The following is a 17,803-nucleotide window of genomic DNA, read 5'->3' on the forward strand; positions in this document are numbered from 1 at the left end:
TTGGCATAAAAATGCCCCCTTTCGTTAGTTTTAATTACGGTATATTTATATTATACCTCATTGTCTAACAAAAGGGGAGCATTTCAAAATCAAGCTATCGCTTGTTTTTGCATTTGGTGAGAAAACATATGTAAAATACGGTTACGGAAACGCTTAAAATTTCTGTAACCATAAGCATTACGCTTAAGTACCTTAATCTTGTTGTTGCAGCCTTCGGTAAAACCGTTGGTGATAGCAGAAGAAAAAGAATTCAGAATACCCGGAAGCCAATTGAGCATAGAGTTAGCACATTTTACAAATTGTGCAATACCACAGTCTAAAGCAGAATTTATCCAATCAGAAAAAGCTGTTTTTGCAGACTGTCGGTCTTTGCAATCAAGGATTTTAAGGAAATCCTCTTTGTAAAAATGAGCAGTAGAAAGAGTTGGAGAAGTAAAAAGCATAACATTTACCTGTTGTTTTTGTTCGTCAGAAAGGAGGTCAAATCTTTTTAGTAAAAGCTTTCTTGATTGCTTGAAGTATCTGCGATGAGATTTGCTGAATTTCTTTTGTTCCTGCTTACGAACAGCCTCAAAAGCCCAGATAACTTGCCGTATCCAATGGTATTTATCAACAATCTGTGTAGCGTTTTTAAACCACACAGAAGAAATATTAGAGTAGGGTTTCCACATATCACTGACAAAAAACTGAACCTTGTCACGCTGTGACTTATCAAAATGGTTAAAATACTCAGTTAGGAAATGCGCATATCTTTTTGGAAGAATGTCCAAAACAACCTTGTTGACAGGATCGGTGAGAATACATTGATACTTTTCACTGTTCGTATTGCCTTTAAATTCATCAATAGAAATAGCAGATGGGAGCTTTTTAGGAGCGTAGGAAACTAAATCAAAAACCCTGATTACGGAGCTTACAGAGAGGTTAACCTCTCTTGCAACGCTTGAAAAAGAAACTTCATTTCTCAATTTGTCAATGATATACAAAGACAATCTGTTAGTCATACGATGATAACGAGGGAGGAAATCGACATTTTCAGGGAAACGCTTGCCACAGGAGCAACGATATCGACGCTTATAAAGATGAATAAAGATGTGCTTGCCAAAGGCAGGAATATCCTTTATAGGCTGTTCACGATAATCGTGAACCTTATCAGTTAAATTGCCACAGCAAGGACATTTGTGAGGTTTTCGTTTTAACCGGCAGTTAATATGGATTGAATTATCAATTTCTTCAATTTTTTCTATATCAACATCTTGCAATCCTAAGAGTTTTTCGGTAAAATATTTGTAGAGCATATTTGTTCCTCCGTTTCTGGTTTCTAGTCAATTCTATTTTAACGGATTTTAGACAAATATGCTCTACTTTTTTTAAAATTATTTTTGTAGGATCTATTTGTTACCCCAACATTTATTATAGAGCCTAAATAAATTTAAGGGTGCTTTCCATACGGACAGCACCCTTTTATAATACGTAATATACTTAATATTTAAGACCTTAATAAAAAGTATCAACCTTTTACTTGCACAAAAGACTATTAAACAGCATAGATTTATCCCCGTACTTTTAATAAAAATCAAGAAATAGAATTAATAAAAACAACTGCCGCACCGATCATCATAATTGCGAATACAACAACCGCAACTATCATTGAAATATTATTACTCAATGCGTTTAAATCCAAACTGTTAGACGAATTAGACTTTTTATTGGGGGCAAGCACCGGAATGTGACATTTCTTTGCCCATACAATCAGTGAATTGTAATTATCACACCAATTAGAAACACCTACAAGTTTTTTGCCGTTGACATAAATTTTAGCGGTTTTAATCCTGCTCACCTTTATGTAATTAATCTGATCATAATGATATGGTTCATCTTTATAATAAAGATAGCTCGTCTGTACACTCGGGCATTTTTTTAGTTTTAAACATATAAGTAAAGCTATAGCAAAAAATATTGCAGTGCTCAATATGCTTATTATCAGAATTTGAACAGTACTTAAAGTAAAAGGCGTATGATTAACGGAAGAAGTAATCGCCTCCTGTATCAAAATTTTTGCTACAGGAATCAAGCCGATAACTATAATTGGTATAATAACGAAAAATGCGTTAAAATCATAGTTCAAATCAAATTTCGTATTAAAAACGGCTTTTTCAATGGCGGCATTTTCTTCATTTTGCCGCCTTACACCAAAATACTCAAGCTCTTCTTTGGCATAGTTATTTAAATCATTAACAATTGGCATAGTGTTTCCCCTTTTTTAATTCTTTATTATTACCATAGCGGTTGCTACACCGCCGTCCTGCATCATTTTTGCAAAATAATCCGTTTTATCGGTAGTTATAGCTGAATGTTCAATAAATTTATTTAAAAAATCATCAAGTGCAGAAATATCTTGCATAAATCCGATTTCTATCGCCCAGCAAATGCTAAAAGCATAACGATATGCGTCCTCATTTTTCATCTGACAAATCTGTCGTGCAAGCGACGCTGTTAATCTTTGTTCTTCACGACCAAACAAAGCATCAATACTTACACCAAGTGCCTGCGATATGTCAGGCAATAATTAGGCATCAGGCGTGCCGCCTCTCTCCCACTTTGACACAGCTTGCGTTGTAACACCTAACAACTGACCGAGCTGTTCTTGCGTAAGTCCTTTTTTAGTACAATATTTTTTTAATTTGCTTGCCGATAACACTCATTTTTAAACCCTCAGTTGATTTTCTGTTTTTATATTATCACAAGCAAATGGCATTTGCAAGGTTTGGTAAACAACAGAATAGAGCGGTTTATGCAAAAAGTAATATTTGAATTATTTTATAAACTGAAAACTTGAAAAATGCAATTACCTCAATTATAATAATTACATAACATTATAATTGAGGTAATTATGAAAACTAAAAAACGAAAAACCACAAAAATCACTGTACCTACCGCACTTGCTTTGATATGCTGTTTTGCGGTGATTTTAATTATAAACAATCAGCCGACAGAAAATACTGCAAAAGACGAAATTATCTCCCTTAAAGATATTCCCGATTATTCAGGTTCTGCTTTTATAGAAATAAACGGCAACGAACCGTATTTCAGTGATGACGATTACACAACATCATCATTTGAATACTATGCGGATTTAGACGAATTAGGAAGATGCGGCACAGCCTATGCCTGCGTTGGTACAGATATAATGCCGACAGAAGAGAGAGGTCAGATAGGCAAAATTAAACCGTCAGGCTGGCAAACCGTAAAATATGACTTTATTGACGGAAAATATCTGTACAATCGCTGTCACCTTATCGCCTATCAGCTTACGGGCGAAAATGCAAATGAAAAGAATTTGATAACAGGAACAAGATACCTAAATGTAACGGGTATGCTACCCTTTGAAAAGATGGTTGCAAATTATGTAAAAACAACCGGTAATCACGCACTTTACCGTGTAACTCCTGTTTTTGAAAATGACGACCTTGTTGCCAAAGGAGTATTAATTGAGGCAAAATCCGTTGAAGATAAAGGCGAGGGTGTAACATTGTGCGTATACTGCTACAATGTTCAGCCAAATGTAACTATCAACTATAAGACAGGTAAAAGTGAATATAACGAAAATGAATACTAAACAAATTCCCGCAATGCATTAATCTGCATTACGGGAATTTTTCGTATTACGATCTTTTACATAATTTATATAGCTGTCAAAATATTTTTCTTGAAATTTAATCTGCCGCATAATTTTTTCTTTAGTAAAAGAAATGTTTTCAGGTGTAACAATCCATTTTTCTTCTATATCATCATTACGATGAACAATCACAATTACTTTTCTTTTAAAAGATTTAAGCGGATAATTCAAGCCTAAAATATAAGAGTTCTGCTCCTCACCATCCGGTGCAATTACATCGAGTACATAACCGTAATTAACAGAACAGTGAATATCTTTACATATTTTGCTTTTTAAAAATATTTATCTTCTTTTATATATGACAATTTCAGGATTTGAACAATTTTCACCGTACTCACTTACAAGAATAAAATCCAATCCGGCAACCAAACCAAAACATCTTGTAATAGATCCGTCATTAAATTCACATTCAACTTGATTACACAAGTATATACTGTTATCATCAAGCAATTTTAAATTTTTACCGTTCGGCATACGATAAGACAAATTTACATATACCCCATTCATTGCATATAACTCATTTATAGCAGGCATTCCCGGAATATTAAGAGAATTAAACTCGTCAATCAACTGATTTTTCAGCACAATATAGTTGTTCATTCCTCCCATATCAATACATTGATAAATAAAACATTGCTTTCCAAACGGACAACCTTTAGTTTCATTGCAGCCTTTGCAATTTTTGCTTTTGCCATAGCCACAGTTATCACAATCCGCCCCACATAATGATTTCATATTTATCCTCCAATTATTTTGAAAATTTGGATAATTATTATAATGCAATATAACATTAATGTCAACAGTTTAAAAAATATAAATATTTATATCAAATTTATCTAAAACATTTATATAAAACTTAATAATCAATTATTTGTTTGTTTTTTGGGGAAGTGTTACAAGCATTACTGTTCCATTTTTGTCGCTTTTTTCAGCTTTTACCGTACCGTTGTGCAAAAGTACAATTTCCCATACAAGTGATAGTCCAAGACCTACACCGCCGTATGCTCTGCTACGAGATTTATCAACACGGAAAAATGGTTGAAAGATACTTTCTCTGTACTGCTCGGGTATACCATAACCGTTATCTTTAACTCGTATATAAAGCTGATTATTCTTTTCGTCAACAGTTATAATTACAGAAGCATTTTCTCTGTTGTAGCGTATTGCGTTTTCAGTTAAATTAAATAATAAACGATAAATTAAGGTGTCACTGCCTATCATCATACCATTGCCGTTGTATTCAAGGCGAATATTCTTTTTTTCTGCAAGGGGAGCAAGGTCGGTAAATATTTCTTCAATCATAGGGGCAATTTCTATTGTATCTTTGCACTCAACTGTACGAAGCTCACTCATTTCAAGCAAAGTTTTTGTCATTTGTGACATTCTTTCATTTTGCTCTTGTAGCAGTGCAAGAAATTCTGCTGTATCGTTGCTCATATTTGGGTGCTCAACAGAAAAAAGTTCAATTTGTGCTTGAATTAAGGCAAGTGGTGTTCTTAACTCGTGCGCTGCATTTCCTGTGAATTGCCGTTGAGCAGCAAAACCGTTGTCGAGTCGGTCAAGCATATTGTTAAATGATTGACAAAACTGTTTAAATTCCGGCAAAACATCGTCGCTTATTTTCATATCTGCCAAATTGTTGGGCTGTACATTCTCTACTTGAGAGGCAAAACTTTTTAGCGGCTTTAAAGCACGACCACTGACAAAATATGCAAGTATACCACCAAGTACGCTTACGGCAATTGTTATGTACCAATTAGTAGTATTGAATGAATCTTGTGCACCACTGATAATAATGGTAAGCTCACTGTCGGGATTTTCATTTTCCGGATTAAATGAACTCGGTTTTCCTTTATCAATTTCACTATATGCTGATATTCCGTTGCCTATTGAATCCATATATCGTTTGCCTGAATAACCGATTAAACAATTCATTAGCACACAAGTTATGCAAATTAAAACTGTGGTCATTAAGGTTATTCGCCATTGTAAAGAAAGTTTTTTCATTTTTTCTCCTCCATTACATAGCCCTCGCCTATACGGTTGTGAATAGGGTCATAGTCTAATGCATTACGAAGCTTTTTCCTTAATGATGAAATGTGCACTCTTATTGAGTTGCTGAAATTGTCAACACTGCTGTCCCATACGTGTTCAATCAACTCCTCTTGACTTACAGGTCTGCCTTGATTTAACATTAGATATTCAAGTATTCCTGTTTCCTTGCGAGTTAAAGATAATTCTTCATCATTTACATCTGCTTTGCGTGTTTTTGTGTTAAATGAAAGATTTGAACATTTTAAAACAATATCGTTTTGAGTGAACTTTCTAAGGGTAAGGTTTCGTATTCTTGCCGAAAGCTCATCTAAGTGAAATGGTTTTGTTAAATAATCATTTGCACCTTCATCTAATCCTAAAACCTTGTCTGCAACCTCACAACGGGCCGATAAAATTAAAACCTTTGTGTCAATGTCTGTTTGCCTCAGAGTTTTCAATACTGTCATTCCGTCAACATTAGGTAGGTTTAAATCGAGCACAACAAGGTCGAAACTTTCAACACTAAGCATATCTAATGCCTTTTGACCGTCATAGCAATAATCAACACTGTAAGCAAGACGCTTAAGACTTCTTACGATTGTGTCACAAAGAGCAACCTCGTCTTCAACAACTAAAATATGCATAATTATCTCCTAACACTTGTATTATTGGTAAAATATCTTTATTATAGATTATAACACATTATAACACAAAAAAATAAAATCTTTGTTAAATTTCTTTCTTAACAAGGATTTTATATCGTTCGTGATATAATAAGGCTAAAGATGAAGGGAGTGGTTAAATTGTTCAAAGTAAAAAAAGCAATATTTCAAATCGGTTTCCTTGTTGCCGGAGTGGTTATGCTGTGCTATGGAGCAATGCGTGGTGAGGCAGACACCGTGCTTAGCAAAGCAATAAGATTATGCTTGGAGTGTATTGGAATTGGATAAAAGAAAAAAGAATGTTTCAAAGCTTTTAAGCCGTTTTCGTACTTGTATTCAGGCAGGTGCAACGCTTTTGACAAATATTCATTTACCTAATTTTTTTAAAGGCGGAATATATCAGGGCAATGGCAAGGCTGTGTGCGTACCGGGGCTAAATTGCTACTCTTGTCCTGCTGCGTCAGGTGCGTGTCCAATCGGCTCGTTTCAGGCTGTTGTAGGCTCATCAAAATTTAAGTTTTCCTATTATGTAACAGGATTTTTAATTTTGCTTGGCGTGTTGCTTGGTCGATTTATTTGTGGCTTTTTGTGTCCGTTTGGTTGGCTTCAAGATTTGCTTAATAAAATACCGTGTAAAAAGCTTTCAACAAAAAAACTAAAGCCTTTAACATATTTAAAATATATCATCTTGCTGGTGACGGTTATATTGCTACCTGTACTTGTGGTTAATGATGTTGGAATGGGCGACCCGTTCTTTTGTAAATATATATGCCCACAGGGTGTGCTTGAGGGTGCAATTCCATTGTCTGCTATTGATGAGGGTATACGCTCGGCTTTAGGAAATAAATTTATTCAAAAGCTTATTATTTTGATTATTGTAGTTGTACTGAGTGTGGTTTTCTATCGTCCGTTTTGCAAGTGGATTTGTCCACTCGGTGCTTTTTATGCATTGATGAACAAGGTGTCGTTGCTTGGAATAAAGGTTGATAAGCATAAATGCGTGTCTTGTGGCAAATGTGCAAGAGCGTGTAAAATGGATGTTGATGTAGTAAAAACACCAAACAGCACTGAGTGTATTCGTTGTGGTAAGTGTATAACTGCTTGTCCTACTGATGCAATAAGCTTTCACTACGGATTTGGTATGCCTGATAAAAATCTTTGCAACACTGTAAAAGAAAATAATAAAACAGATATTAAAACAAATAACAACAAAGATATAACAACGGAGGAATAATAATTATGAAAAAATCAAAAATATTAACTATACTTATGGTTTTAGTGCTTATGTTTAGCCTTGTTGCTTGTTCAACAACTAAAAATAACGACAAATCTCAGTCAAATAATACTGCTGATATTTCAAATTTAATGGAAAGTGAACCAAGCGATTTAGATGACGCAACTGCACTTTATCAAAAGCTTATGCAAAAGGAAAATGAAATTTTAACAAGTAATTCAAAGCTTTGGGAAAAAGTGTTTATGTCAGCAAATAAGGATACTCCTATGATTGAAGACGGAACAAATTATGGCGACTTTTTGCTCAATACTATTGAAAACGGTAAAGATAACTTTACTGCAGATGAGTTGAAATTTCTTAAAGACGGTGCAAATCAAATTAAAGAAATTGAGGGTAAACTCACAATTTTAGAACAAAAATATCCGGGCTGTGGCAATAAGCCGAGCGAGGGTGACAGTATTGACGCTGAAAGTGCAGGTATGGTAAGTGACAATAGCGAACTTACTAAGTTTCCAAGCTTTAAGGGTAAGGACCTTGACGGAAATGATGTTAACAGTGATGACATCTTCTCATCTAACAACGTAACTGTTATTAACTTTTGGTTTACCACTTGTAATCCTTGTGTAGGTGAACTTGGCGATTTGGAAAAGCTTAATAAAGAACTTGCAGAAAAAGGTGGTACCGTTATAGGTATTAACTCATTTACTCTTGACGGTGACAAGACTGCTATATCTGAGGCTAAGGATGTTTTGACTAAAAAAGGTATTACCTACAAGAATATTTGGTTTGATTCAAACAGTGAGGCCGGTAAATTTGCTTCAGGTCTTTATTCATATCCAACAACATATGTAGTTGATAAAAACGGAAATATTGTAGGTCAACCAATTGTTGGTGCAATAACTTCATCATCACAAGCACAGCAACTTAATAAACTTATTGATGAAGCAATTGAAAACAGTAAAAAATAAAGATTTTAAATATCTCTCTAAATCTTATTAAAACCATATAAAGAAATAAATCCCAAGGCACATTTAATCGTGTGTTTTGGGGTTTATTCGTTTATATTGGTTCATCACGATTTTTTGCTGCAAAAAGCCCTTGATCCAGTTTGCTGCTCGGTATGTTATCCGTGTTCCGGGATATTTGAAAGGTATTTCTTCTGTAAATGTTTCGTGACAACAGTTGCATTGATATCTATGGATAAAGAAGTTCCATATGTGTGTAGTACCTCTCTGTATTGGAATATCTTTGAGTTTGACTTGGCCGTTTTCATAAATATATACACTGCCTCCGCAATAAGGACACCGGACTGTCTGCGTTGACCTTACGCTCTCCAGAAACAGTACGCTTTTATCTTTATCATGGCTGATTACTATATGTGTTCCTTTAAATCCTTGACTTTCAAATTCAACTTTGATGTCATCTAAAAAGAGCATAGGTTTCTCTCCTCCATTGTTTGTCTTGTCAACTACAAATTCGGAGCTTCCTATGCTCTTTTTCAATATTTATTTTTGATTATCCCACATTTTCCCGTGATGAGGAAGAAATATAAGTCCAAATTAAGTCCATAACAGTAACATAGCATATAAAATCAATCCCGAAAAGTCAGTATTAATCAGACTTTTCGGGGTTTTGTTAATCATTCCCACTCCACGGTTCCGGGTGGTTTGGAGGTTATATCGTAAACAACTCTGTTTACATGGTCTACTTCATTTATGATACGGCTTGAAACTCTGCCGAGAATATCATATGGGATTTTTGCCCAATCGGCTGTCATAAAGTCGTCTGTTGTTACGGCTCTGATTGCCACAAGTTCATCATAGGTACGGGAATCGCCCATTACACCTACTGTCTTTACACCCGGAAGGACTGCAAAGAACTGGCTCATCTGTGATGCATAGCCGCACTTATCCATTTCTTCTCTTAGGATTGCATCTGCCTCCTGCAAAATTTTTACCTTATCAGCTGTAACTTCGCCGATTACTCGAACACCGAGTCCGGGACCCGGGAACGGCTGACGCCATACAAGCTCGTGCGGAAGTCCGAGTTTTTCGCCAACTACACGCACTTCGTCCTTAAATAAATCCTGCAAAGGCTCAATAATTCCCTCAAAAGTAATATCCTGCGGTACTTCTACCTGATTGTGGTGAGTTTTAATCTTTGCTGCATCACCTTTACCGCTTTCAATTCTGTCAGGATAAATAGTGCCTTGAGCAAAGTAACCACTGCCGTAGTTCTCACGAATTTTATTCCAAAACACATTATAAAACTCTGTGCCAATTATCTTTCTCTTTGCTTCCGGCTCTGATACGCCCTTAAGTTTTGAGAGAAATTCCTCTTGGCAATTAATACGAACAAAATTCATATCAAAAAGTTTTGTAAATGTCTGCTCAACAAAGTCGCCTTCGTCTTTACGCATAAGTCCCTGATCTACAAAAACGCATGTAAGCTGCTTGCCAACCGCCTTACTTAAAAGTGCGGCTGCTACTGATGAATCAACACCGCCCGAAAGGCCAAGCACAACACCCTTATCGCCAATCTGCTCTTTAAGTTTAGCAACAGTGGTGTCAATAAAGCTATCCATCTGCCATTCACCTTTACAACCGCAAACATCATAAAGGAATGAACGGAGCATATCTTTACCGTTTTCTGTGTGATTAACTTCCGGATGGAACTGTACACCGTAAAGTTTTCTTTCAGGGCAACTCATAGCAGCAACAGGACAAACCGCTGTCGTGGCAGTTACGGTAAATCCGTCCGGCACTGTGCTTATATAGTCACGGTGACTCATCCAAGAAACGCCGTGTTCACAAGCATTTGTAAAGATAATATCGTCTTTATTATAGTTGGTCATCGTCTTGCCGTACTCACAAGATGAATTATCTGTAGCAGGAGTTACTACACCGCCAAGGGTATATGCCATAAGCTGACAACCATAGCAAATACCGAGAATAGGAATATTAAGCTCGAAAATTTCTTTTGAAATATGCGGTGAGCTTTCATCATACACGCTGTTAGGACCGCCGGTAAAAATAATACCGGTCGGATTTAATTCTTTAATTTTATCAAGGCTGACTGTGTACGGCAGTATTTCGCAATATACATTACACTCACGAACACGCCTTGCAATAAGCTGATTATACTGTCCGCCAAAGTCGAGGACAATTACTCTTTCTTTGTTTTCCATTACATTACCGGCCTTTGTTTATCTGTAAATAATATCATCTCTTGATGGGCCGTTAGATACAATCTTAATCGGCACACCAATCTGCTCTTCTGCAAATTCAATGTAGTCACGACATTCCTTAGGAAGTTTGTCATACTCTTTAATGCCGGAAATTGAACATTTCCAACCCTTTAATTTCTTAAGAATAGGCTTACATCTCTTAAGTTTTGTTGTTGATGGGAAGTAATCGATAACTTTGCCGTCAAGCTCATAACCAACACATACAGGAATCTCGTCAAGATAGCCGAGAACATCAAGAACGGTGAATGCAACCTGTGTTGCGCCCTGTACTTTACAGCCGTAACGGGTAGCAACAAGGTCAAGCCAACCCATTCTGCGAGGTCTGCCTGTTGTAGCACCGAATTCGCCGCCGTCGCCGCCTCTTCTTCTAAGCTCGTCTGCCTCTTCACCAAAGATTTCAGAAACAAATTCACCTGCACCTACTGCGCTTGAATAAGCCTTAACAACAGTGATAACTTCTTTAATTTCATAAGGCGGAATACCCGCACCTACTGCGCCGTAACCTGCAATTGTGTTTGAAGATGTAACCATAGGATAAATACCGAAGTCGGTATCTTTAAGTGAGCCAAGTTGACCCTCTAAAAGAATATTCTTACCATCTTTAAGTGCATTATGAATAAACTCAAAAGTATCTCCTACATAAGGAGCAAGAGCCTCTTTGTACTCCATAAGTTTATCAAATACTTCTTCCTCTGTAATCTCAGGCTTATTGTAGAGATTCTTAAGAATAGCATTTTTAATGCCAAGTGCGTGTTTGATTTTTTCTCTTAATGAATCAGGGTCATCGTAAAGCTCGTTAATCTGGAAACCGATTTTTGAGTATTTATCTGAATAGAATGGAGCAATACCGCTCTTTGTTGAGCCAAAGGAATTTTTACCGAGGCGCTCCTCCTCGTAACAGTCAAAAGCAACATGATAAGGCATAACTATCTGCGCTCTGTCTGAAATAATAATCTTTGGCTTCGGCACGCCTCTGCTCTCAAGGTCTGCGATTTCTTTTACGAAATTTTCAACGCTGAAAGCTACGCCGTTGCCAATAATATTAGTAATATTCTGATGAAATACACCGGATGGAAGCTGATGCAAAGCAAATTTGCCATATTCGTTTACGATAGTATGACCTGCATTTGCACCGCCCTGAAAGCGAATTACAATGTCACTGTCATTTGCGAGAACATCGGTAATTTTGCCCTTACCTTCATCTCCCCAGTTTGCACCTACTATTGCTTTAACCATAATTTGTAAAACTCCTTAAATATATAAATACAAGTGTATATAAATTTTATACATTGATTTCAGGCTTATCTGATTCAATGTCAGCATACTTGTCAAGAACAGGCTGAACCAACTCTGCGAGGAAGTCCTCTGTCTGCTCTTTTGCTCTGCCTGTATATTTCTCCGGCTGTAAAATCTTTTCGAGATCCTCTAAAGTTACGCCGAAAGCCTCATCGCTAGCAATTCTTTCGAGAAGGTCGTTTTCGCCGCCCTCTTCTTTGATAACCTTAGATGCAGCCATTGAATGAACACGAATTTTCTCATGGAGCTGCTGTCTGTCAGCACCTCTGTACTTAACTGCGTCCATCATAATATTCTCTGTAGCCATAAACGGAAGTTCTTTTCTTAAACGCTGCTCAATAACCTTTGGATATACTACAAGACCGTCTGCAACATTTGCATAAAGTGAAAGAATACCGTCAACGGCAAGGAATGCCTCCGGAATACTCAAACGCTTGTTAGCAGAGTCATCGAGAGTTCTTTCAAACCACTGTGTCGCAGTTGTGAAATAACCGTTTAATACATCACACATTACATAACGGGAAAGTGAACCTATACGCTCCGAACGCATTGGGTTGCGCTTATAGGCCATTGCAGATGAACCGATCTGATTCTTTTCAAACGGTTCTTCAACCTCTTTAAGATGCTGTAAAAGGCGAATATCATTTGAGAACTTAGACGCACTCTGTGCAATTCCGGCAAGAACATTGAGAAACTGCGAATCAAGTTTTCTTGAGTAAGTTTGACCCGATACTGCAAAGCAAGAATTATAACCCATTTTTTGAGCAATTTTCTTGTCAAGTGCCTTACATTTTTCGTGATCGCCCTCAAAAAGTTCTAAAAAGCTTGCCTGTGTACCTGTTGTACCCTTTGAACCGAGAAGTTTAGCTTTTGAAAGCTGATACTCAACATCTTCAAGGTCCATAAGTAATTCCTGCAGCCAAAGAGTAGCTCTCTTACCGACTGTAGTCGGCTGTGCAGGCTGAAAATGTGTGAATGCAAGTGTAGGAAGAGCCTTGTACTCATCCGCAAACTTTGAAAGATTGCGAATTACGGTAATAAGCTTATTTCTGATAAGCTTTAAGCCCTCTGTCATAATGATAATATCTGTATTATCTCCGACATAACATGATGTTGCTCCAAGGTGGATAATGCCTTTTGCATTAGGGCACTGTACACCGTAAGCATAAACATGTGACATTACATCATGACGAACAAGTTTTTCTCTCTCTTGAGCGACTTCATAGTTGATATCGTCAGCGTGTTCCTTAAGTTCGTCGATCTGCTCTTGAGTGATAGGAAGACCAAGCTCCATCTCTGCCTCAGCAAGAGCAATCCAAAGTTTTCTCCAGGTACGGAATTTCATATCAGGAGAAAAAATATATTTCATTTCCTTGCTTGCATATCTTGCAGACAAGGGTGACTCATAGGTATCCTTAATCATATTAGTAAATCCTTTCAGAATGTAGGTTTATCAGCATTTTTTATCAAAATTCATACCGCCGCGCTCTTTGCCCTTAAAGGTCTTTTTTGTGGTTTCAGCAGGATAATTACCGCTGAAACAAGCATCACAAAAGCCTATCGGAGCATTGTGCAACATTTCACGCAGGCTGTCTGCGGGAAGATAACCGAGTGAATCCGCACCGCTTAGCTGACGGATTTCTTCAACCGTATGGTTGCAGGCAATAAGCTCTCCCCTTGACGGAATATCCGTACCGTAGTAGCAAGGCCACATAAACGGCGGTGAACTTATACGCATATGAACTTCTTTGGCACCTGCTTCACGGAGCATAGTGACAATTCTGTCAACAGTAGTACCACGCACGATGCTGTCATCAATAATGACCACACGCTTACCCTTTATTTTATCTGCAATAGGGTTAAGTTTTATGCGCACACTCTTCATACGCTCTTTCTGACTGGGTTTAATGAAAGTTCTGCCTATATAGCTGTTTTTTACAATAGCTTTTTCATAAGGAATTCCGGATTCTTCGCTGTAGCCTATGGCGGCGTCAATACCCGATTCAGGTACGCCGACTACCATATCCGCCTCTACCGGAAACTCCCTTGCCAAAATTCTGCCTGCCTGTTTTCTTGCCTCATAGACGCTGATACCGTCAATAAAGGAGTCCGAGCGGGCAAAATAAATATATTCAAAAACACAAAGTGACTGCTTCTTTTCTTCTCCGAAATCCGGTTTAATACTGCGGATTTCTTTATTGTCAACAACCACAATTTCACCGGGTTCAATATCTCGGATAAATTTTGCTCCGCATGCGTCAAGAGCTGCGCTCTCACTTGCAAATACCACGGAATCATTATACTTACCCATACAAAGCGGACGGAAGCCGTGCGGGTCACGGGCGGCAATAAGTTTTCTCGGACTCATAACAAGCAGAGAATATGCACCCTTAATAACCCTCATAGTACGGGCAACCGCCTCTTCAACAGAATGACATTTCAGTCTTTCCCTTGCAATAACATAACAGATAGCTTCAGAGTCGATAGTTGTCTGAAAAATAGCACCTGTCTGTTCAAGCTGACTGCGTATTTCGAGGGCGTTGGTAAGGTTGCCGTTGTGAGCCACAGCAAGCGTACCCTTAACATAACGCATAACGAGAGGTTGTGAATTTTCAAGCACAGAGCCACCGGCAGTCGAATAACGGACATGAGCAATCCCCATCTGACCTTGCAAAGAGTCAAGAATACGGTTATTAAAAACCTCGGTAACAAGTCCCATATCCTTATGATAATCTATTACACCGTCATCGGTAACGGCAATACCACAGCTTTCCTGACCACGATGCTGCAAAGCAAGCAAGCCGTTGTAGCAAGCATAGGCAGGGTTAATTGTGCCGTCACTAAATATTCCGAAAACACCGCATTCCTCGTGCAGTCCTTCTTTTGCGTAATTATCGAAAGAATTTTTCAAAAAGCGCCACCATCCGTAAAAATATCAAACTAATGCCCGAAAACGGGATTTGTAAATGTATATTTAAACAGATTATTATGCTAAGCCGATACGCTTCATCATCTCGGCATAAGCCTCTTCAACACCGCCCAAATCACGACGGAAACGGTCTTTATCAAGTTTTTCCTGAGTATCCATATCCCAGAAACGGCATGTATCAGGTGAAATCTCATCAGCAAGAAGAATCTGACCCTTATATCTGCCGAACTCAATCTTAAAGTCGATAAGGTCAACCTTACACTCCTTAAAGAAGTCAATCATAATCTCGTTAATCTTGAGAGCATACTTTGAAATAATATCAATCTCTTCTTTTGTTGCAAAACCGGCTGCAAGAATATGATATTCATTTACCATAGGATCGCCGAGTGCATCATCCTTATAGCAGAACTCAAGAACAGGAGTTTTCATAGGTGTGCCTTCAGGAAGACCAAGTCTTTTTGAAAGGCTGCCTGCTGCCTTATTTCTTACAATAACTTCGAGAGGTACAATTTCAACTTTTTTAAGAACAGTATCTCTGTCATTGAGCTCTTCAACGAAATCAGTAGGAATACCCTTTTCCTCAAGAAGCTTAAACATAAAGTTGCTCATACGGTTGTTTACAACGCCCTTACCGATGATTGTGCCCTTTTTCTCACCGTTAAAAGCAGTAGCGTCATCTTTGTAAGAAACTATACAGTAGTCAGGATTCTCTGTAGAAAATACTTTTTTTGCTTTACCTTCATAAAGAAGCTCTTTTTTATCCATTTTGACATTCCTCCATAAATTGCAGCCTTGACTGCTAATAAAAATACAGATATATTATAATATAATTTTTTTAAATAAGCAACTAAAATGATATTAAAAATTAAAAAAATGTAGAATTTTCTGTTTTTATGCTATTTTATATTCGATATTAGAATATTTATTAAATTTTAAAAAGATTTAAAATTTATACTTGATTTTTTATAATATATACTGTATAATTGATTTGTATTTGCCGGTGTGATGGAATTGGCAGACGTAGCGGACTCAAAATCCGCCGGTAGCGATACCGTACCGGTTCAAGTCCGGTCACCGGCACCATGAAAAGGTCTATTGTCGTAAGACGATAGACCTTTTTACTAAAGCAAAATACCAAAATAAGATGTTTGACTTACGAACGGAAAATTTAAATGCAAATTCATAAACCCCTTGATTTATCGCAAAATAAATCAAGGGGTGATTTTATGTGTCACAGAACGAACGGCAGCAATAATATAAAGCCTTTGCCCACTGTAAACGGTGAAAATAAAAAGAGTGCTACCGATAATCAATGGGTAACTACAGGGCACAAGCCGCTTGATGACAAACGAGAAAGACAAGACGGACCGGGCGGAAATTAAAATTATTTTCTTTATGTAAAGTCGAAAACCGACATCAGCTTAAGAGCCGATGCCGGTTTTTGTTATAAAGCCTTTGCCCTTTATAGAGCCGGCTGTAGTTACTATAATAAAAGCTCTTTTATCCACACTTTTTACTGTATTGGTAATTTTGTAAACCTGATGCGGTCTTACTGCACACATAATAACTCTTTTCGGCTTGCCGCTGTATGCGCCCTCACCGTTAAGCAAAGTTATTCCTCTGTCATTTTCAGTCATAATCATACTGCAAATTTCTGCGTATTTATCCGTAATAATAAACATAAGTTTACCGTTATCTCTCGCAACACCGTATGAAATGGTGTCAATAACTTTAATACTGAAAAATATTGTAACCACAGCATACAAAACACTTTCAATACTGTTATATACAAAGAATACCATAATAAGCACAAGTGCGTCTGCTGCAAAAATAAGATTTCCTGTTGAAAAATACGGGAAATGTTTGTGCAAATTCAGAGCAACAATATCCGTGCCGCCTGTCGAACCGCCACGCATAAATATCATTTCAAGTCCAACACCGTTAAGTATTCCGCCAAATATCGCAACCAAAATTCTGTCGCCCGTATAGGCAGTCATAATCGGTGTAAATACATCTATAAGTATTGAAGCGAATACCGTGCCTGCTATTGTTTTTGTAAGAAATGAAATGCCGTTTTCAACAGCGCCCCATATAAACAAAGGAATGTTCATAACTAACACCATAGTACCTATAGGCAAACCGAACATATGATTAAGCATTGTAGCCACACCTGTAAGTCCGCCCGGTGCAATATCGTTAGGAGCCGTAAAAACCACAACAGAAGTTGCATAAACAGCTGCTCCTGCAAGCATTATTGCATAGTCGGCAACCGCAGTCTTAATATCAAGCTTATTTTTCACAATTACCACTTCCATTTAGCGAAATATGTAAAATAATATCAAACAACTCAGAAATTCTTTCTTTTTCATTTTTTAAATATAAGTATCCGAAAAGGCTCTCAAGTCCCGTAGCACTATGGTAATCTGCCACAGTGCCGTTTTTCGGAGTACATTTAGGGGCGGCATTTCTTCCTCTTTTATATACCGATAATTCTTTTTCTGAAAGATGCGGTATTAAAACTTTGGCATACTCTGCCTGACTTTTGCAATTAACAAAGCCAACCTTTATTTTGTTAAGCTCACCTACAGGACGGTTGCTCTGTCGTACAAGATATGCACGAACAAGCAAATCGTACACACCGTCGCCTACAAACGCAAGCGTAAGCGGAGAAACCTCGTCTGCATAGGTATGCTCAATTATATTCTCATTTTCCATACAAACACCC

20 protein-coding genes and 1 tRNA gene are annotated in these 17,803 nt (G+C 37.5%); 6 read left to right on the forward strand and 15 right to left on the reverse strand.

What is annotated here, in order from left to right:
- Positions 1–89: 89 nt before the first annotated feature.
- The 4 genes from I2E21_RS06420 to I2E21_RS12455 all read right to left on the reverse strand — a co-directional run bounded on the left by I2E21_RS06420 (position 90) and on the right by I2E21_RS12455 (position 2,698).
- Positions 90–1,295 carry an ISL3 family transposase gene (locus I2E21_RS06420; RefSeq protein ID WP_195410752.1) on the reverse strand — a complete coding sequence of 402 codons (1,206 nt, stop codon included), beginning with the start codon at positions 1,293–1,295 and terminating at the stop codon, positions 90–92.
- A 278-nt stretch (positions 1,296–1,573) separates the two neighbouring features.
- Entirely contained in the window at positions 1,574–2,245 is a 672-nt protein-coding gene (locus I2E21_RS06425; protein WP_147329138.1) for a hypothetical protein, read from the reverse strand.
- Between the two features lie 15 nt (positions 2,246–2,260).
- Positions 2,261–2,563, reverse strand: a complete 303-nt coding sequence (locus I2E21_RS06430) for a hypothetical protein (protein ID WP_195410753.1) — start codon at positions 2,561–2,563, stop codon at positions 2,261–2,263.
- Between the two features lie 3 nt (positions 2,564–2,566).
- The gene (locus tag I2E21_RS12455) at positions 2,567–2,698 is read right to left on the reverse strand and encodes a helix-turn-helix transcriptional regulator (RefSeq protein WP_195410754.1); all 132 of its coding nucleotides are present in this window, start codon (positions 2,696–2,698) and stop codon (positions 2,567–2,569) included.
- 192 nt (positions 2,699–2,890) lie between these two features.
- On the opposite strand from I2E21_RS12455, the gene I2E21_RS06440 reads away from it, so the two are divergent.
- Positions 2,891–3,616 carry a DNA/RNA non-specific endonuclease gene (locus I2E21_RS06440; protein WP_195410755.1) on the forward strand — a complete coding sequence of 242 codons (726 nt, stop codon included), beginning with the start codon at positions 2,891–2,893 and terminating at the stop codon, positions 3,614–3,616.
- Positions 3,617–3,958: 342 nt separating this feature from the next.
- Here the strand turns inward: I2E21_RS06440 and I2E21_RS06445 are convergent, their stop codons facing one another.
- The 3 genes from I2E21_RS06445 to I2E21_RS06455 all read right to left on the reverse strand — a co-directional run bounded on the left by I2E21_RS06445 (position 3,959) and on the right by I2E21_RS06455 (position 6,354).
- Positions 3,959–4,411, reverse strand: a complete 453-nt coding sequence (locus I2E21_RS06445) for a DUF3795 domain-containing protein (RefSeq protein WP_195410756.1) — start codon at positions 4,409–4,411, stop codon at positions 3,959–3,961.
- 132 nt (positions 4,412–4,543) lie between these two features.
- A complete protein-coding gene (locus I2E21_RS06450; protein ID WP_022234049.1) occupies positions 4,544–5,683 on the reverse strand; it encodes a HAMP domain-containing sensor histidine kinase in 1,140 nt (379 codons plus the stop codon).
- On the reverse strand, positions 5,680–6,354 hold the full coding sequence (locus tag I2E21_RS06455) for a response regulator transcription factor (protein WP_195410757.1): 675 nt from the start codon (positions 6,352–6,354) through the stop codon (positions 5,680–5,682). Before I2E21_RS06455 ends, I2E21_RS06450 begins: the two co-directional genes overlap by 4 nt.
- A 141-nt stretch (positions 6,355–6,495) precedes the next feature.
- Between I2E21_RS06455 and I2E21_RS06460 the strand changes: the two genes are divergently transcribed.
- From I2E21_RS06460 to I2E21_RS06470, 3 genes are read left to right on the forward strand one after another with little or no spacing between them, the layout of a single operon-like run.
- Positions 6,496–6,660 carry a CD1871A family CXXC motif-containing protein gene (locus I2E21_RS06460; RefSeq protein ID WP_195410758.1) on the forward strand — a complete coding sequence of 55 codons (165 nt, stop codon included), beginning with the start codon at positions 6,496–6,498 and terminating at the stop codon, positions 6,658–6,660.
- Complete coding sequence (locus I2E21_RS06465) at positions 6,653–7,606, forward strand: 4Fe-4S binding protein (protein ID WP_195410759.1); 954 nt, start codon at positions 6,653–6,655, stop codon at positions 7,604–7,606. Before I2E21_RS06460 ends, I2E21_RS06465 begins: the two co-directional genes overlap by 8 nt.
- A gap of 5 nt (positions 7,607–7,611) precedes the next feature.
- Entirely contained in the window at positions 7,612–8,574 is a 963-nt protein-coding gene (locus tag I2E21_RS06470; protein WP_195410760.1) for a TlpA disulfide reductase family protein, read from the forward strand.
- A gap of 63 nt (positions 8,575–8,637) precedes the next feature.
- Here the strand turns inward: I2E21_RS06470 and I2E21_RS06475 are convergent, their stop codons facing one another.
- The 6 genes from I2E21_RS06475 to purC all read right to left on the reverse strand — a co-directional run bounded on the left by I2E21_RS06475 (position 8,638) and on the right by purC (position 15,843).
- Complete coding sequence (locus I2E21_RS06475; RefSeq protein WP_195410761.1) at positions 8,638–9,042, reverse strand: hypothetical protein; 405 nt, start codon at positions 9,040–9,042, stop codon at positions 8,638–8,640.
- 203 nt (positions 9,043–9,245) lie between these two features.
- Positions 9,246–10,793 carry a glutamine-hydrolyzing GMP synthase gene (guaA, locus tag I2E21_RS06480; protein ID WP_195410762.1) on the reverse strand — a complete coding sequence of 516 codons (1,548 nt, stop codon included), beginning with the start codon at positions 10,791–10,793 and terminating at the stop codon, positions 9,246–9,248.
- Between the two features lie 18 nt (positions 10,794–10,811).
- Positions 10,812–12,089, reverse strand: a complete 1,278-nt coding sequence (locus tag I2E21_RS06485; protein WP_195410763.1) for an adenylosuccinate synthase — start codon at positions 12,087–12,089, stop codon at positions 10,812–10,814.
- A gap of 46 nt (positions 12,090–12,135) precedes the next feature.
- On the reverse strand, positions 12,136–13,572 hold the full coding sequence (gene purB / locus I2E21_RS06490) for an adenylosuccinate lyase (RefSeq protein ID WP_195410764.1): 1,437 nt from the start codon (positions 13,570–13,572) through the stop codon (positions 12,136–12,138).
- A gap of 30 nt (positions 13,573–13,602) precedes the next feature.
- Positions 13,603–15,060, reverse strand: a complete 1,458-nt coding sequence (gene purF, locus I2E21_RS06495) for an amidophosphoribosyltransferase (protein WP_195410765.1) — start codon at positions 15,058–15,060, stop codon at positions 13,603–13,605.
- 75 nt (positions 15,061–15,135) lie between these two features.
- Positions 15,136–15,843, reverse strand: a complete 708-nt coding sequence (purC, locus tag I2E21_RS06500) for a phosphoribosylaminoimidazolesuccinocarboxamide synthase (protein WP_186936318.1) — start codon at positions 15,841–15,843, stop codon at positions 15,136–15,138.
- 231 nt (positions 15,844–16,074) lie between these two features.
- Between purC and I2E21_RS06505 the strand changes: the two genes are divergently transcribed.
- Both I2E21_RS06505 and I2E21_RS06510 read left to right on the forward strand, forming a co-directional pair.
- Positions 16,075–16,161: transfer RNA gene (locus I2E21_RS06505), tRNA-Leu, on the forward strand.
- Positions 16,162–16,304: 143 nt separating this feature from the next.
- Entirely contained in the window at positions 16,305–16,460 is a 156-nt protein-coding gene (locus tag I2E21_RS06510; protein ID WP_195410766.1) for a hypothetical protein, read from the forward strand.
- Positions 16,461–16,499: 39 nt separating this feature from the next.
- On the opposite strand, the gene I2E21_RS06515 is transcribed toward I2E21_RS06510, so the two are convergent.
- Both I2E21_RS06515 and I2E21_RS06520 read right to left on the reverse strand, forming a co-directional pair.
- Entirely contained in the window at positions 16,500–17,378 is an 879-nt protein-coding gene (locus tag I2E21_RS06515) for a YitT family protein (RefSeq protein ID WP_249376447.1), read from the reverse strand.
- The gene (locus tag I2E21_RS06520; protein ID WP_022234727.1) at positions 17,368–17,793 is read right to left on the reverse strand and encodes a ribonuclease III domain-containing protein; all 426 of its coding nucleotides are present in this window, start codon (positions 17,791–17,793) and stop codon (positions 17,368–17,370) included. The genes I2E21_RS06515 and I2E21_RS06520 overlap by 11 nt, the downstream gene beginning before the upstream one ends.
- Between the last annotated feature and the right edge of the window lie 10 nt (positions 17,794–17,803).

Origin of the sequence: Ruminococcus sp. BSD2780120874_150323_B10 (assembly GCF_015553695.1) — a bacterium.
GTDB lineage: Bacteria > Bacillota > Clostridia > Oscillospirales > Acutalibacteraceae > Ruminococcoides > Ruminococcoides intestinale_A.

Coding starts and splice junctions, on each gene's coding strand:
- I2E21_RS06420 (WP_195410752.1), bottom strand. CDS start 1,295: ATGCTCTACAAATATTTTACCGAAAAACTCTTAGGATTGCAAGATGTT.
- I2E21_RS06425 (WP_147329138.1), bottom strand. CDS start 2,245: ATGCCAATTGTTAATGATTTAAATAACTATGCCAAAGAAGAGCTTGAG.
- I2E21_RS06440 (WP_195410755.1), top strand. CDS start 2,891: ATGAAAACTAAAAAACGAAAAACCACAAAAATCACTGTACCTACCGCA.
- I2E21_RS06445 (WP_195410756.1), bottom strand. CDS start 4,411: ATGAAATCATTATGTGGGGCGGATTGTGATAACTGTGGCTATGGCAAA.
- I2E21_RS06450 (WP_022234049.1), bottom strand. CDS start 5,683: ATGAAAAAACTTTCTTTACAATGGCGAATAACCTTAATGACCACAGTT.
- I2E21_RS06455 (WP_195410757.1), bottom strand. CDS start 6,354: ATGCATATTTTAGTTGTTGAAGACGAGGTTGCTCTTTGTGACACAATC.
- I2E21_RS06460 (WP_195410758.1), top strand. CDS start 6,496: ATGAAGGGAGTGGTTAAATTGTTCAAAGTAAAAAAAGCAATATTTCAA.
- I2E21_RS06470 (WP_195410760.1), top strand. CDS start 7,612: ATGAAAAAATCAAAAATATTAACTATACTTATGGTTTTAGTGCTTATG.
- I2E21_RS06475 (WP_195410761.1), bottom strand. CDS start 9,042: ATGCTCTTTTTAGATGACATCAAAGTTGAATTTGAAAGTCAAGGATTT.
- guaA (WP_195410762.1), bottom strand. CDS start 10,793: ATGGAAAACAAAGAAAGAGTAATTGTCCTCGACTTTGGCGGACAGTAT.
- I2E21_RS06485 (WP_195410763.1), bottom strand. CDS start 12,089: ATGGTTAAAGCAATAGTAGGTGCAAACTGGGGAGATGAAGGTAAGGGC.
- purB (WP_195410764.1), bottom strand. CDS start 13,572: ATGATTAAGGATACCTATGAGTCACCCTTGTCTGCAAGATATGCAAGC.
- purC (WP_186936318.1), bottom strand. CDS start 15,843: ATGGATAAAAAAGAGCTTCTTTATGAAGGTAAAGCAAAAAAAGTATTT.
- I2E21_RS06510 (WP_195410766.1), top strand. CDS start 16,305: ATGTGTCACAGAACGAACGGCAGCAATAATATAAAGCCTTTGCCCACT.
- I2E21_RS06520 (WP_022234727.1), bottom strand. CDS start 17,793: ATGGAAAATGAGAATATAATTGAGCATACCTATGCAGACGAGGTTTCT.